The sequence below is a fragment of the Oceanirhabdus sp. W0125-5 genome (assembly GCF_027938815.1).
Taxonomy (GTDB): Bacteria; Bacillota; Clostridia; order Clostridiales; family Clostridiaceae; genus Oceanirhabdus.
Map to the genome: position 1 here is coordinate 2973230 of NZ_CP115913.1, position 16130 is coordinate 2989359.

The window sequence follows — 16130 nt, forward strand, 5'->3', positions numbered from 1 at the left end:
CGGCTTTGTTATAATAAAAAATTAATAATGATTTATAGTATATTTTATTGTATAAATCAAGAAAGGAGAGTCACTGCTTTTTAGTAATGGCTAAACAGTTTATGGATATAAATACTAACATCTATAATGAATATGAAAGCGCTAAGAAAAAGGCAAGGAATGAACAATTAAGGCGTAGAAGTGAAGGGGAAGATGGATTTCTTCTTTCTTTAGATAGAATTATAAAAGATAAAGATATAGTAGCTGAGGTTCCATTAGGAATTAAGTCCATTCCTATAAAAAAAATAGTGGGTACTTATTATTATACAAGAAGTAGAGATTTTTCAAGTGGGTTCTTACCATTAAAAGAACAAAATACTGAATTCGCTGAGAAGTGGAAAAGCCTATGCAAATCCCATCTAGAAGAAGGTATCAGGGATCCAATTAGAGTTTATGAATTTATGAATAAGTACTATGTTATGGAAGGAAATAAAAGGGTAAGTGTTTTAAAGTATTTTGATGGGCATTCCATTGAAGGCGATGTTACAAGATTGATTCCTAAGAAGGATGAAACTGATAAAGAAAATAAACTATACTATGAGTTTCTTGACTTTTCTAATAAAACAGGAATTTATGATATTTGGTTTAAGAAAAGAATTTTCTTTAGAGAATTGTTAAATTATCTTGAAGAGTATAAACCAGATCCAATTCAAGGTAGAGATAAATATGAACATTTTTATAAAAAGTTTTATATACCATTCAGGGTTACATATAAGGAGATAGGTGGAGATAAATTAAAAATCACCACTGGAGATGCTATTTTAGAATATATTAGGATTTATGGTTTATCTAATGAATTCAAGTTTAAACGTAAAGGAAGAGTGGAAAAGCTTTTTGAAGAATTGTTGCTAGCTCAAGATGTATCAAAGGTTGAGATTCAGACAGAACCTTTCGAGGTGTTTAAAGGTAATATGATTACATCAATTACTAACCTTGTTACAAGTACTAAAAAAATAAATGTAGCTTTTTTATATGAAAAAAATATTGATTCTTCTGCATGGGCGTATACTCATGAGAAGGGACGTCGTTTTGCACAGAATATATTAAGTGATAAGATTAATACTTGTTATTTTGATAATATACCTATTGATGACAATGAAGCTTATGAGAAGATAAAAGAAATTGCAGAAAAAGGTTTTGATATTATTTTTACTACTTCTCAAAAAAACTTACGAGCTACATTGAGAGCAGCTCTAAAATATGAACACATCAAATTTTTCTGTTGTTCTCCTGTTCAAGCATTTAGAAATATGAGTACTTATTTTGGGAGATCTCATGAAACTATGTTTTTATTAGGTATGATTGCAGGTGCAATGACAAGAACTAATGTCATCGGTTGTATAGAACAGTATAACCGAACAGCTACAATCACTGGAATAAATGCTTTTGCTTTAGGAGTTAAGTCTGTTAATGATTCAGCAAAAGTAAATGTCATATGGACTGATGATTATGAAAATATTGATAAAAAAATGAAGGATATTAAGCAATTAGGGGATATAGGAGCTGACCTTGTATTGAAACGTGGAGTTACTGAAGGAGGAATGAGCGGAAGAAATATTGCTCTTTATCCTATAGAGTGTGATGAGAAATCAGAATATACCTATGGTGAATACTTATGTACTATAAAGTGGGATTGGGGAAAGTTTTATGAAAAGGTCTTAAGAAATATTACAAATGGAAGTTGGAAAGGTATATTTAGTACTGAGAGTAAACGAGTCAGTTTTATGTGGGGAATAGATTCGGGTATTATAGATATAAAATATCATAAAAGCAGAATTAACTTTCATGTAGGTCGAACAATAAAACTTGTTAGACAGGGAATGATAGATAATCAAATTCATACATTTGAAGGCCCTATATATGATAATAAAAAGGTTTTACGTATTGGAGAAAAGGATTACGCTAGCTATAATAAGATGTTATATATGGATTGGTTTGTTGAAAATGTTACTGGTGATATTCCAAAGAAATACTAGGAAAAGGTGAAAAGTGTGAAAGTACTCTTGGTATCAGATATTGAAAGTAAATATATATGGGATTATTTTGATAGAGAACGATTTAAGGATATTGAATTAATTATCTCATGTGGAGATTTAAAAGAGTCTTATTTAGAGTTTTTAACTACAATGATAAGGGCACCATTATTTTATGTACCTGGAAATCATGATAAGAATTATATAAAAAATCCTCCTGGAGGTTGTACAAACATTGATAATTCCATTGTTATGTATAAGGGCATAAGATTTCTAGGGGTGGGAGGCTCTCACAAATATAATGATGGACCTTTTCAATATACTCAAAAAGGAATGATTAAAAGAATTAAAAGGTTAAAATTTAAACTTTGGAAAAATAAAGGTTTTGATGTGTTGGTTACACACTCACCAGGAAGATGGCTTGGAGATGGAGATGACTTATGCCATCAAGGTTTTGTGGTATTCAATGAATTACTTGAAAAATATAGTCCAAAGTTCTTCTTTCATGGCCACCAACATTTAAATTATGGAAATGATAAAAGGATAATTTCTTATGGGCAAACAACCATAATTAATGCGTACAATTATTATATTATTGATATATAAATAAAAGGCTAAATGTCTAGGTGACATTTAGCCTTTAAAGGTGCATTTATATAATTATAGGAGGAGAGTTATAGTTAAAGTTATAACTATATATATTAGTATGTACATATAATACTAAAAATATTTTTCATCATTGCTGTTATCATCTAGTTGATTAATTTTTCTTAAGAAAAAGAAATAGATATATAATCTAAATAGACATATTAAGCAAATGAAAAATACTAAGGCATAACAATTGTCTATATTACCTTTGCTATAATAAAAAAATATTAGTATTAAAGAAACAAAAATTAAAAACAAGCATTTTACATAATGAAACATTGAATTAAGAGGTTCGCCTAAACCTTTATTTTTTTTTCAATTGAGATAATTAATATAACACTCTTTATGAAATAAAGATGGAACGAAAAAAAGTAAAGCAAGTATTGTATTGTTCTTAGTTTTGATTTCTTTGTTACAAATTCTACAAACAATTTTTTCCATGTTTTCATCACCACCGAATAGATTGAACATTCGTAATTACAAGTATATTATAACATATCTGCTGGAAAATATGTGACTAGAGTGGCAAATTTATATCAAAAATCCAATATAAACATAATCTATATTATTATTAATTATTTCTTTAGGAGTATTCAATGAGATTTAAAACAAAAATAAAGTTTGAGGCTATGGAACTATTGTACAGAGGGAAAAAGTTTTATAGAGAATTAAGTTATAAAAAAGGAAAAAAGTTAATGAAAGGTAGTGATGTTCAAGAGGTTCAAAAGGTACTAAATAAAAAAGGATATAAGTGTAAAATAGATTCAATGTACGGAATTGAAACACAAGAAGCAGTAAGAAAGTTCCAATATGACAATTGTATAAAAGTTGATGGGATAGTTGGTGAAATTACATGGAATATGTTATTTAATTAACAATCCGTGGGGGATTAAGTTGTTAAAATTTAGTTCCCTTAATTTTTTTTAGATTTATACTTATAGTAGATTAATTTTCTTGAAAAAAGTAATAGGTTCGTTTATTATTACTATGTTAAGAGTATTTAATAGTTTTTTTAGATAATAGTTATATATGTAAATACTATATGAAAGAATATAATTAAAGGAGTGGAACATAAAATGAAAAAAATTACATATAAAGAACTTGTGGAAGAAATTATCTCAAATTTTGAAGCGCCTATTAGTTTATTGGAATTAATTGGTGATACTTCAAGATTAATTAATGGATTACCCATAACTTATCTTCTTAGATACATTTCTAAAAAAGAGAATGATAATGAAGAGGGAAATGGAGAGTATTTTATAAAGCATATAAATGATACTCTTCTTAAAATTGAAAAAGATGATAGGGTTTTCATATTAGAACAAGACAGTAGTGATAATGTTTTGAATTTTGATATTGGATAAAAATATGCAATAATTGTCGAAAAAATAGTTGAAATACTTTAAAAGTTCTGTTACAATTTATTTAAGATAAAAAACTGTCGAAATAATGCGTGTTACTGATACGATCAGGCATGAGCGAAGGAATTATGTGGATACAAGTGTATCTCCATATTTTCTTCCTCATGCCTTTTTATTTTATCTAATTTTATCTAACTGTTGCAACGGTTAAAACTTAATAACTTTTTAATGTAAAGGAGAATTATAATGGGTAAAAGGGTCTTTGGTGTTTTACAACAAGTTGGAAAAGCTTTAATGCTACCAGTAGCATTATTACCTGCAGCGGGTATTTTACTTGCTTTAGGTACTATGTTTCAAAATCCTCAGTTCTTAGCTTCAGCACCAATGTTTGAAGCGGTTTGGTTTCAAAAAATAGCTTTAGTTATGGCTGATTGTGGGGGAGTTATTTTTGCAAACTTACCATTATTATTTGCAGTAGGAGTTGCCGTTGGTCTTTCAGGTGGTGAAGGGGTAGCAGGTATAGCAGCAATTGTTGGTTTCTTAATTATGAATAAGACTATGGGTATTTTATCAGGTGTAACTGTTGAAATGGTTAAATCTAATCCTGCTTATGCTTCTGTGTTGGGGATTAATACCCTTCAAACAGGTGTTTTTGGAGGAATCATCATGGGGGTTATAGCTGCTCATGTTTATAAAAAGTATCACACATTAGAATTGCCATCATATTTAGGATTCTTCCAAGGTAAGAGATTTGTTCCAATAATGACAGCGGTTGTTGCAATTTTAACAGGAATAATTATGACATTTATTTGGCCTTATATTCAAGGTGGACTAACTGCATTTTCACAGAGTATGATTGATGCAAACAAAACAGTATCAGCATTTATTTTTGGTATTATTGAAAGAGCTTTAATTCCTTTTGGATTACATCATATATTCTATAATCCTTTCTGGTTCCAGTTTGGAGAGTGGACAAACGCAGCAGGCGAAGTATTTAATGGAGACTTTAATATCTTTATGGCACAATTAAAAGAAGGAGTTCAATTTACTGCAGGTACATTTATGACTGGTAAGTTCCCTTTTATGATGTTTGGTCTTCCAGCGGCTGCACTTGCTATGTATCAAGAAGCAAAATCAAATAAAAAGAAGATTGTGGCGGGTATATTAGTTTCAGCAGCATTAACTTCATTTTTAACAGGTATTACAGAGCCGATTGAATTTACATTCTTATTTGTTGCTCCTGTATTATACGGAATTCACTGTGTATTAGCAGGTTTCTCATTTATGTTAATGCATGTCTTGAATGTTAAGATAGGTATGACATTCTCAGGTGGAGTAATTGACTATTTATTATTCGGTGTTATGCCAAATAGAACGTCTTGGTGGTTAGTTATACCAGTTGGACTAGTATTCGCAGTAGTGTATTATTTCTTATTCAGATTTGCAATAAGAAAATGGAATCTAATGACTCCAGGACGTGAAGAAGATGAAGAAGTGGAAGTTAAGAGTGAATCAGTAGAAGGTGAAGAATTAGCTGCTAAAGTTCTAGAAGCTTTTGGTGGAAAAGAGAATATTTCAAAATTAGAAGCTTGTATAACAAGGTTAAGAGTTACTGTAAATGATATTACAAAAGTAGATAAAGCTCAATTGAAAAAGCTTGGTGCTGCTGGAGTGGTAGAAATTGGAGATAACTTACAAGCTATATTTGGTCCTAAATCAGATACACTTAAGAGTCAAATTAAAGATATAATGAAAAGATAATATTAAATCAATTATATTTAATAACATATAAAATTAAATACATAACCTATCGAGAATTTTTGTTTTCGATAGGTTATTTTAGGTTCTTTTAGGTTATATAATTATATTAACTAGAATAGTTGTCATACTTAAACTAATAAAAAAAATGGAGAATTCTAAGGGAAATATGAACATAAAGGCGAATACATGGTATAATGAAAATGTACAAGCTGATGAGGGGTGATATTGTGAAAAATAATAAAAAGATAATATATTTTTTATTGATAGTTATTTGCTTAAACGCTTTCAATGTATTTGCTGATAACGAAGCAGATTTGAATAATAAAATTAATAGGCTGCAGAAAACCTTAGAGAATAATAAAGGTAATAAAGATGAAATAAATAGATTAATGAATGATATAGAAGTTCAATTAGAGGATTTAAGTATTGAAATTGAAAAACTTGATTATCAACAGGAGAAGATGAATGAGGAAATTGAGAAAAATAAAGAGAATATAATGAAACTTGAAATACAAATAAGTCAACTTGAAAAAGAAATGGAAGAGGAAGAAAAGAGACTTGAGGAAAAAAAGAATACATATGCTAAACAAGCTAAGTTTTTATATGTAAAAGGTATAAGCAGTCAAGTAGAAATGATACTTTCCTCGAAAAGTTGGGATGCAGTTGTTACTAATGTTTCTATAGTAAGAAAGTTAAGTAAATATAATAAAAAATTATTTGATGAAATAACTAAAGGTATGGAAAAAATCGAAAGTGATAGAAAAGAATTAGAAGCAAACAAGAGAAATATTGAGTTGCTATTGGCTGAAAATCAAAAAAAGAATGCAGAAATAGATGCTGCAATAGCAGATAAAAATACTTTAAAGAATAAAGTGGCAGCTAAAAAAGCTGATTATGAGGATACATTAAGATCCTATAATATTGAACAAACTAACACAGAAAAACAAATTCAACAGGCTAAAAGACAGTTAGAAGAATTGAGAAGGAAGGCACAGGAAAAACCCATTAATGTAGGAGATGTCACTGGAGAAAATATTCTTGCTTTAGCTTCAAAGTTCTTAGGTGATCCATATTTATGGGGCGGGACAAGACCTTATGACGGAACTTATAGTTCAGGATTCGACTGTTCTGGGTTAACTCAATATGTTTATGCACAATTTGGTATTACCACAGGTAGAGTTACTTATCAACAAATCAAACACCCTAATGGAAGATATGTTGCAAGAAAAGATTTGAAGATAGGGGATTTGGTATTCTTTGGAACAAAATATGATCCCCATCATGTTGGAATATATGCAGGGAATAATACTTATTTACATGCTCCTAGAACAGGGGATGTAATTAAAATTTCTCCAATGACAAGACGTGATTATGTAGAAGGAAGAAGATTTCTTCCAGACTAATAAAAAAAAACTTGAAATATTATTTAGTATTTGATAAAATGACTTTATAAGAAACTTGTCGAAAAATATAATGCGTGTTACTGATTAGATCAGGCATGAGCAAAGAAAAGTATAATGTGAAAACATTAGAACTTTCTTTACTCATGCCTTTTTCTTTTTATTGATTATATTGATCGTATAAGGGATTCAAGGGAGTGTACACAATGAGCAAAAATATTTTTAGCTTACTTAGCAGAATTTTTGGAAAAAAACAAGGGGAAACAGTTGAAAATTCATCAAATAAAAAAACCACTGATGATATGAATATAAGTTCAAAAGAAACTAAAACTAGTATTGAAGAATTTATTTCCCCATTAGAAGGTAAACTTTTAGAATTAAGTTCAGTGCCTGACGCTGTGTTCTCACAAAAAATGATGGGTGATGGATTTGCCATTGAGCCAGTAAATGGAGAGGTTGTATCTCCTATTACAGGAACGGTAGCAACACTTTTTCATACTAAACATGCTATAGGTTTGGTTTCAGATAATGGAAGAGAAGTTTTAATCCATTTTGGAATTGACACAGTAGCTTTAAATGGAGAAGGTTTCACAGCATATGTTAAGCAAGGAGATAAAGTTAAAGCTGGTGATAAATTACTTAGTGTAGATTTAAATACTGTAAAAGAAAAGGTTCCATCAGTAATAACTCCAATAATTTTTACTAATTTAAAAGAAGGTGAGAGTGTTCAAATTACTCCGAATAAGAAGATAACATTAAAGGAAAAGAATATAGTTACTATCAAATAATCTCATACCTAAATAGCTTAATAAAGTAATATGATAAAAATGTTGAAAATTAATTAGTTAGTATTAAAAAGAGTCGAAATTAAAATCAAAAATATATATGCTTAAATACTCACACAATTTAAAAGTATTATATTAGTGATTTATAGTTTTATAATCTATTTAACTGAAAAATATAAACATTGGAGGACGTTTTGTTAAGGTATAAAATAATTAAAATCTTAAGTAATAATGTTGTTTTAGTATCTGGTGAAAAAAGTGATTATGTTCTTGTAGGAAAAGGAATTGGTTTTGGTAAAAAGAAAGGTAATTACCTTGAAGATGAGAAAAATATTGAGCAAAAGTTTATTTCCATAAAAGGTCTTGATAATAATGATTATGATAGATTCTTTATGAAAATAAATCCAAAGGTTATTGAAGTAATACCAAGTCTAATGAATATTGTAGAAGAAGAAATTGGAGAGAAATTAAGTTCTAATATTAACGTAGGATTAATTGACCATATTAACTTTGCTATAAAGAGAATTAGAGAAGGTATTGAAATTATTAATCCTTTTATGTTTGAAACTAAAGCATTATATCCAGAAGAATATTCAGCTGCAGAAAAAATGGTTGATTTTTTAAATAGTAATTTAGATATTAATATTCCAAAGGATGAAATAGGATTTTTAACATTTTATATTTATTGTGGACGTACTGATAAGAGTAAACAAGAAGCACTGCGTTATTCAAAAATGATGAGTGAAATTATTGATTTTTTAAATAAACGAATGAATATAGAATTAAAAAAGGATTCATTTGATTATAGAAGATTCATTATGCATCTAAGAGGTGTTAAGGATAGGGTCTTATACAATGAAAGCTTGGAGAATTCATTGTTAAAAAAGATTAAGTCAGAGTATCCAATAGAATTTAAAGTGGCCTTTGAAATTTCTAAAATAATGGAGAATTATTTAAAAAAGAAAATTCCATTAGATGAAGTAGGATTTATTACTATGCATATTTATAAAATAACTACAAGGAATAAAAAGAAATAAAAATTTTAGAAATAAAATATACATTAGTAAAGTATAAAAGTAAATATATTATATAACGGAGGATTTTAAAATGGAGAAGATAGTTAAAGTGTTAAATGAGTCAGGATTACATGCAAGACCAGCAGGAGCATTAGTAAAAGAAGCGAGTAAATTTGGAAGTGAGATTTTTATCGAGGCTAAAGGTACAAAAGCTAATGCTAAATCTATTATGAATGTAATGTGTTTAGGATTAAAGAAAGATGATGAAGTTAAAATTATTGCAGAAGGTGCTGATGCGGATGCAGCGATTACAGCAATAAGTGATTTGTTTGAAAATAAATTTGGTGAATAAAAAGCACGCAGAGTGAAAATCACCCATTAAAGTAGACATAGGTAAAAAGAAACCTATATAATTATAAAATGTACCCTATAGAGTAGACACTATAAAAAAAGTCTACTTTATAGGGTATTTTTATGTATAATTAAATAAATGAGAATTCGGGGGATAAAAAATGAGTAAAAAGATATTTACAGAAGAACAAATAGAAACTTTGGCACAAAACAAATACGTAAAAAATGTCACTAATAAAGCAATTACGTATACTGATGAATTCAAAAAAATCTTTATAGCTGAGAATCAGAACGGAAAATTCCCTAGAGAAATATTCGAAGAATGTGGATTTGATGTAGATATCATAGGAATTGAAAGAGTAAGATCATCTGGTAAAAGGTGGAGAGCTGCTTATAGACATAATGGTGTATGTGGTTTAGCTGATACAAGAAGAAACAATTCAGGAAAGCCAACAACTAAAGAGCTTTCTTTAGAGGAGAAATATGCACGACTCCAAGCACAAAATAATTTACTGAAAGCTGAGAACGAACTTCTAAAAAAGCTCGATATGATGGAAAGGATGATGACGCGAAAGAAATAAAAATACTTCCTAAGGACAAGTTTATAATAATAAGAGATACAGTTAAAAAATATAACTTGAAAAATATGATTAGTTATTTATGTAATCTATCGGGCGTATCAAGGTCAGGATACTATAATTATTTTTCTGCAACAGCCATGGAATCAAGAAATAAGCGAGAGCTTTGTGATGAAGTAGCAAAAGACTTGATTTTAAAAGCATACAAGTTCAAGAATCGTAAAAAAGGTGCTCGTCAAATTAAACTGACATTAGACGGTCAGTTTGGTATTGTATATAATTTAAAGCGTATAAGGAGAATAATGAGAAAATACAACATTGTTTGCCCCATAAGGAAGGCTAATCCTTATAGAAGAATGGCGAAAGCCACCCATGAGCACAGAGTTGTCCCTAATTTATTGAATAGAGAGTTTAAACAAAATATCCCCGGAAAAGTACTGCTTACAGATATAACTTATCTAACGTATGGTAATAACAAAAGAGCATATCTATCTACGATTAAAGACGGTTCTACTAATGAGATACTAGCTTATAACGTAGCCACTAGCTTATCGCTAGATATCGCCACTGATACAATATATAAATTATTGAATAATAAAGATATTACTCTTGCCCCTGATGCCTTTATCCATTCAGATCAAGGAGCACATTACACTAGCCCCAATTTCCAAAAGTTAGTGAAAAGTTTTGGATTAGGACAATCAATGTCTAGACGAGGAAATTGTTGGGATAATGCACCTCAAGAATCATTCTTTGGACATTTTAAGGATGAGGCTTACATTAAATCATGCACAGCTCTGGACGAGCTTAAAGATGAAATAGATGAATACATGGATTACTATAACAATTACAGATATCAATGGAATTTAAAGAAGATGACTCCTGTATCATTCAGAAATCATCTTCAAGCTGCTGCATAGTCTTTTTTTATAATGTCCTTGACAAAGGGTACATTTTATTACTTTAAGGGGTGATTTTTTTATAGCAATCTACCATTCCAACCCCAATCAGATATTTCTTGAAAAGTTACAAAGATATTAGCTTTTGGGATTGATAATTCGGTTTCATATAAATTGCAAATAGCTTCTACCATTCTATCTTTATTATTTTTAGGGGCGCTTCCATATAATTTCACCTCTACAAAGGCTATATTATGATTTTTCTCCCCACCAAAAAATATGTTATAGTTATCTTCAAAACCTACCATAAGCCATTGTTCTGTTTTCCCAGGTATAAGGCTTATTAGTTTGCCTAACTCTTGTTTTATATGTGTTTCTTTTTCTTTAGTAAGTGAAATTGAAAGTTTAGAATTTATAAATGGCATAGATACCTCCTAAAAATATTAATAGTTTATTTATTAAAGTAAAGATAATGTTAATATACATTATAACATGAAAAAAAGTTACAATTCAAAATATTACCTAAAAATGATATAATTTTAGTTAGGGAGGTAAGTATATGGATATGAATTTAAAGTTTGTTAATGATAAAAGAATTGAAAGAACTATAGAAAAACTTAAAGAAAATAATATGAATGCTGAATTTGTTAAAACAAAAGAAGAATTATTAAATAAAATTAATGGTATGTTGCAACAGGACATGAGAGTAACTGTAGGTGGTTCAATGACCCTTTTCCAATGTGGAATTATTGAGTTATTAAGAAATTCTAGTGCGAATTTCTTAGATAGATACACAGATGGGTTATCATCTGAAGAAATAAGAAGAATTTACTTTGAGGCTTTCAATTCAGATATTTACTTTACAAGTAGTAATGCAATTACTGAAGAGGGATATCTTTTTAATGTTGATGGAAGAGGTAACAGGGTAGCTGCTATTACATATGGACCTAAAAAAGTTGTTGTTATCGTTGGTGCTAATAAAATTGTTAGGGATGTAGATGAGGCGATAATGAGAAATAGAGAAGTTTCGGGACCTGCTAATGCAAAAAGATTGAATAGGAAAACTCCTTGTACAGTTACAGGAAGGTGCCATGAATGTTCCAGTGATGATAGGATATGTTGTAGTTATGTTTTAACGAAGTATCAACTTGAAAAAGACAGGATAAATGTTTTTATAATGGACGAAAATTTAGGATATTGATTCTGGTAAATATTAATTGTGGGTTCTCTAAGGAGAACCCCTTTTGCATTATATTATTATTTAGTGAAATAATATAATAACATTGAGAGGTGAGAATATGTTTAAATTAGTCAAAATGAGCTTTATATTATTTGCAGTGATTGCCATGTTATCCAATTCGAATGTATATGGAGATGATAATAAGGTATATGAGGATTTTTATCATTCATTAGCATATCACTGGGCTCCAATAATATATCATGATGTTGGAGTTTCATACGGAGAAAGAGGATTAGAAGATATTCCTATGAAATTAAATTTTGATAATGATTGGAAGGGTTGCAACAATTGGGAGAATTTGACCATTAAAAATCAAAGTAATAAAGGATATGATTATAAAGCATATACATATTATTCTGTTGTGGAAACTGAAAGTGATTATTATATTATTTATTCATTATTCCATCCGCGAGATGAAGCAAATCAGGCAGGGAGTATAGATAAACACGAAAATGATATTGAGAGTATAATATTGAATATTAAGAAGAATAATTCTGACAAAGGGGTATTTAATGCAATGATAACCCAATCACACGGATGGTGGAATTATTATAAAAAAGAAGAATTATCTTTTCATAAAAACAAACCTAAAGTCTGGGTGGATTCTGGTGGGCATGCTATATATAATTATAATGGGGAAAGCGCAAGAGGGCTTAAGAAAGATGGAGTAATATTTGTACCTGTAAATAACTTTTCAAGTAGAGAAAGTAATTCCTTTTTTCATTCAATGATACTAAAGGGTAAGCAAAATCAAATTGGAAATTTTAAGCAATCATTTGAGTATGAACTTTTAAGCTTAAATGATATTTATCTAAAAAATCTGAACGATTTTATTAATGGAAATAGAGAGATGTTTATTAATTTTGGAATCTTAAATGGGGATACTCATGGGAAAAACAAGGCGCGTTTTTTATGGGGAAATCAGGAGAGTAAAAAGTATTTTTCTTCTTATGCATGGGAGGATCCGGTAGTTTTTTTTAATAATGGGTTTAAAGATATGTTTAAAAATGTTAGTCATAATTATGTTAAGAATAATAATTACAATTATATAATAGAATTTGATGATATTATTTATACTGGAGGAAAAAAAGACAGTATATATTTGGATATCTACATTGGTGATAATAAAATTGTAAATAATTATGTGTGGGGAAAAAATAATGTAAATAATGAGGAAAAAATTAAAATTAATTTATTTGGAGATGACAATAGAAAGGGGTTTACTATACCAACTAATAAGCTTCTTCTATCAATTCCATATAGTAAAGGTGATTTGATAACTGATGTTCATATAATCATCAGGAGAAAAGGAGGAACATTGACTCATAAAATTGATTATCTAAAGTTTGAAAATATTGAAAACATATCAACAAAATTTAAATATTATGATACAATAAATGAAAAGTGTAAAATAAAGTTAAAATTACAAAAAAATTCAATGTGATTAAGGGGGAAAGCATGTTTAATGAAGAAGAAATACTTAGGAGAGAAGCAAAAAAGAGAGTATTAATAAAAAAGAGTTTTAAAAGTCATAGAAATGCATATATTTTATGTTTGGGATTTCTCTTAATTATTAATCTATGGACTTCTCCTGGTTACTTATGGGTGAGGTGGCCTGCTTTAGGATGGGGATTAGGCTTGGCATTCCACTACAAGAGCACATTACAAAAGCTTAAGTATGGTCATGGATATCAAAAAGAGATTGATAAAGAGATGGAAGAATTAAAAAAAATTAGAGAAAAATCAGACACACAATATCAAAATTATCAATTCACAAATAAAATTAAAGAAAAAGAAGAGAGATAGTTATCTCTCTTCTTCTTTATTATCTGAGTCCTTACGTTTTGGTAATTGGTGGCAGCAATTATTACAATACAGAGGTTTAGAAAATATTCCGCCAGTTACTCGAGTGTTGCAGTATGGACATTTTAAAAACATCATGAGAATAATTCCGATAATTATTAAAGGTAAGGCAACATACCAATGGCTTAAAAATAATAATACGACACCAACAAATGTAAGTAATGCACCAAGTTTTTTTAGCAACATAGATTTGAAATACTTATTAAGATCGATTTTTTTGTCCATATACTATCTCCTTTCATAAATAAATGTTTAAAAATATTTTCTATAAACTGTAATATGTTAGAGTGGTGAAGTGAAAAAATATTCTTTAATAAAGTATATTAACCTAATTTCTAAAATATATTTTTTTTCAAAAAATATTTTAAAATAGATTTGAAAAAAATACTGTTATGCTTTAAAATAGTAATGTGTGAGTATTTATTGCGTATAATAATAAAGTTATTAAGAAAGGATAATGAAAATGATTAAGGGAACGAATGCTTCACCAGGTGTAGCAATAGGTAAAGCTTTATTATTAAAAGAAGAGGAAGTTAAAATCTCAAAGAGCAATAATATTACTGTAAAAGATGAAATACAAAAATTAAATGAATCTGTTGAAAAATCAAAAGTTGAATTAAATAAAATTAAAGAAAAAGTATCAAATGAAATTGGAGAAGAAGAGGCTCAAATTTTCGAATCTCATTTAATGGTTTTAGAAGATCCAGAACTTCTAAGTACAACTATAAATAAAATTGAAAATGAAAAGGTAAATGCTGATTATGCATTAAATGAAGTTGCTAATAATTTTATAACTATCTTTGAAAGTATGGATAATGAATATATGAAGGAAAGAGCTGCTGATATAAAAGATGTTACTGGTAGAGTTTTAAAGCACATCTTAGGAATTAAATCAGTAGACTTATCTTTTTTAGATGGTGAGTATATAATAGTATCTCATGACCTTACACCATCACAAACTGCTGTTATGGATAAGAAGAGTGTTACTGGATTCCTAACTAATATTGGAGGAAGAACTTCTCATAGTGCTATAATGGCAAGAACTCTTGAAATACCTGCAGTTGTTGGTTTAAAGAATGTTACTGAAACTGTGAAAGATGGAGATGTAATTGTATTTAATGGTGATACTGGAGAAGTTGTAATTAATCCAGATGCTGAGACATATGAAGAGTTTAAAAAAATGAAAGTTCAGTTTGAACAAGAGAAAGAAGAATTAAAGAAAATGGTTGGAGTTGCTACAAAAACAATAGACAATAGACATGTTGAATTAGCAGCTAATATTGGTACTCCAAATGACATTGAAGGTGTAATTAAAAATGATGGAGAAGGTGTCGGACTATATAGAACTGAATTTCTATATATGGATAGAAGTAATTTTCCAAATGAGGAAGAGCAATTTATAGCATATAAGAGCGTTCTTGAAGGAATGAAGGGGAAACCTGTTGTTATAAGAACTCTTGACATTGGAGGAGATAAAGAATTAGATTATCTAAAGCTTCCGAAAGAAATGAATCCATTTCTTGGGTATAGAGCTATAAGATTATGTTTAGATAGAGTTGATATTTTTAAAACTCAATTAAGAGCATTATTAAGAGCAAGTATTTATGGGAAATTAAGAATTATGTTCCCTATGATATCTTCTTTAGAAGAACTTTTAAGTGCTAAAGAGATCCTTGAAGAATGTCGACAGGAATTAAATAATGAAGGAATTAAAACTGATAACAACATTGAAATAGGTATGATGATTGAAGTTCCATCTGCTGCTTTAATATCTGATATATTAGCTAAGCATGTAGACTTCTTCAGTATTGGAACAAACGACTTAATTCAGTATACTACTGCGGTAGATAGAATGAATGAAAAAATTCATAATCTATACAATATGTTTAATCCGGCCGTACTTCGTTTGATAAAGTTAGTTATTGATAATGCACATAAAGAAGGAAAATGGGTAGGTATGTGTGGTGAAGCTGCTGGAGATTCAAAAATGATTCCAATATTATTAGGGTTTGGATTAGATGAATTTAGTATGAGTGCAATTTCTATTCTTAAAGCTAGAAAGCAAATTAACAATTTAAGCTTTGAAGAAATGAAAGAGTTTAGTGATAAAATTCTTACTATTGGTTCTGCTGAAGAAATAGAAAAAGAAATAAAAGCAATTTTAAAATAGTTTAACAAAATTTAATAGTAACTAAAAAATAAGTCTAGCAATATAT

16 protein-coding genes are annotated in these 16130 nt (G+C 29.0%); 14 read left to right on the top strand and 2 right to left on the bottom strand.

Annotation, left to right across the window (positions count from 1 at the left end; translation table 11 throughout):
• Positions 1-86: 86 nt before the first annotated feature.
• The 10 genes from OW730_RS13670 to OW730_RS13715 all read left to right on the top strand — a co-directional run bounded on the left by OW730_RS13670 (position 87) and on the right by OW730_RS13715 (position 10832).
• On the top strand, positions 87-2015 hold the full coding sequence (locus tag OW730_RS13670; RefSeq protein WP_271224614.1) for a BMP family ABC transporter substrate-binding protein: 1929 nt from the start codon (positions 87-89) through the stop codon (positions 2013-2015).
• A gap of 15 nt (positions 2016-2030) precedes the next feature.
• The gene (locus OW730_RS13675) at positions 2031-2618 is read left to right on the top strand and encodes a metallophosphoesterase family protein (RefSeq protein ID WP_271224615.1); all 588 of its coding nucleotides are present in this window, start codon (positions 2031-2033) and stop codon (positions 2616-2618) included.
• A 638-nt stretch (positions 2619-3256) separates the two neighbouring features.
• On the top strand, positions 3257-3535 hold the full coding sequence (locus OW730_RS13680) for a peptidoglycan-binding domain-containing protein (protein WP_271224616.1): 279 nt from the start codon (positions 3257-3259) through the stop codon (positions 3533-3535).
• Between the two features lie 201 nt (positions 3536-3736).
• On the top strand, positions 3737-4024 hold the full coding sequence (locus OW730_RS13685; protein WP_271224617.1) for a hypothetical protein: 288 nt from the start codon (positions 3737-3739) through the stop codon (positions 4022-4024).
• Between the two features lie 243 nt (positions 4025-4267).
• On the top strand, positions 4268-5782 hold the full coding sequence (gene ptsG, locus OW730_RS13690; RefSeq protein WP_333781215.1) for a glucose-specific PTS transporter subunit IIBC: 1515 nt from the start codon (positions 4268-4270) through the stop codon (positions 5780-5782).
• Positions 5783-6009: 227 nt separating this feature from the next.
• Positions 6010-7185 (top strand): C40 family peptidase, encoded by a 1176-nt coding sequence (locus tag OW730_RS13695; protein WP_271224618.1) that lies wholly within the window; start codon positions 6010-6012, stop codon positions 7183-7185.
• A 203-nt stretch (positions 7186-7388) separates the two neighbouring features.
• The gene (locus tag OW730_RS13700) at positions 7389-7970 is read left to right on the top strand and encodes a PTS sugar transporter subunit IIA (protein ID WP_271224619.1); all 582 of its coding nucleotides are present in this window, start codon (positions 7389-7391) and stop codon (positions 7968-7970) included.
• A gap of 191 nt (positions 7971-8161) precedes the next feature.
• Positions 8162-9004, top strand: a complete 843-nt coding sequence (locus tag OW730_RS13705; protein WP_271224620.1) for a BglG family transcription antiterminator — start codon at positions 8162-8164, stop codon at positions 9002-9004.
• Between the two features lie 70 nt (positions 9005-9074).
• Positions 9075-9335, top strand: a complete 261-nt coding sequence (locus OW730_RS13710) for an HPr family phosphocarrier protein (protein ID WP_271224621.1) — start codon at positions 9075-9077, stop codon at positions 9333-9335.
• Positions 9336-9495: 160 nt separating this feature from the next.
• Positions 9496-10832, top strand: a protein-coding gene (locus OW730_RS13715; protein ID WP_442945378.1) for an IS3 family transposase whose coding sequence is annotated in 2 segments (ribosomal slippage) — positions 9496-9877 and positions 9877-10832 — 1338 coding nt in all. Because the reading frame shifts where the segments join, the coding sequence is not laid out codon by codon here.
• Positions 10833-10891: 59 nt separating this feature from the next.
• On the opposite strand, the gene OW730_RS13720 is transcribed toward OW730_RS13715, so the two are convergent.
• Positions 10892-11236 carry a phenylpyruvate tautomerase MIF-related protein gene (locus OW730_RS13720; protein WP_271224623.1) on the bottom strand — a complete coding sequence of 115 codons (345 nt, stop codon included), beginning with the start codon at positions 11234-11236 and terminating at the stop codon, positions 10892-10894.
• 134 nt (positions 11237-11370) lie between these two features.
• Here OW730_RS13720 and OW730_RS13725 point away from each other — a divergent pair, with 134 nt between their 5' ends.
• The 3 genes from OW730_RS13725 (at position 11371) to OW730_RS13735 (ending at position 13857) form a co-directional block, all read left to right on the top strand.
• Positions 11371-12012 carry a lactate utilization protein gene (locus tag OW730_RS13725; protein ID WP_271224624.1) on the top strand — a complete coding sequence of 214 codons (642 nt, stop codon included), beginning with the start codon at positions 11371-11373 and terminating at the stop codon, positions 12010-12012.
• Positions 12013-12127: 115 nt separating this feature from the next.
• Positions 12128-13495, top strand: a complete 1368-nt coding sequence (locus OW730_RS13730) for a hypothetical protein (protein WP_271224625.1) — start codon at positions 12128-12130, stop codon at positions 13493-13495.
• 14 nt (positions 13496-13509) lie between these two features.
• Positions 13510-13857 (top strand): 2TM domain-containing protein, encoded by a 348-nt coding sequence (locus OW730_RS13735; protein ID WP_271224626.1) that lies wholly within the window; start codon positions 13510-13512, stop codon positions 13855-13857.
• On the opposite strand, the gene OW730_RS13740 is transcribed toward OW730_RS13735, so the two are convergent.
• Positions 13858-14139 carry a hypothetical protein gene (locus OW730_RS13740; RefSeq protein WP_271224627.1) on the bottom strand — a complete coding sequence of 94 codons (282 nt, stop codon included), beginning with the start codon at positions 14137-14139 and terminating at the stop codon, positions 13858-13860.
• Positions 14140-14377: 238 nt separating this feature from the next.
• Between OW730_RS13740 and ptsP the strand changes: the two genes are divergently transcribed.
• A complete protein-coding gene (gene ptsP / locus OW730_RS13745) occupies positions 14378-16084 on the top strand; it encodes a phosphoenolpyruvate--protein phosphotransferase (protein WP_271224628.1) in 1707 nt (568 codons plus the stop codon).
• Positions 16085-16130 lie beyond the last annotated feature (46 nt).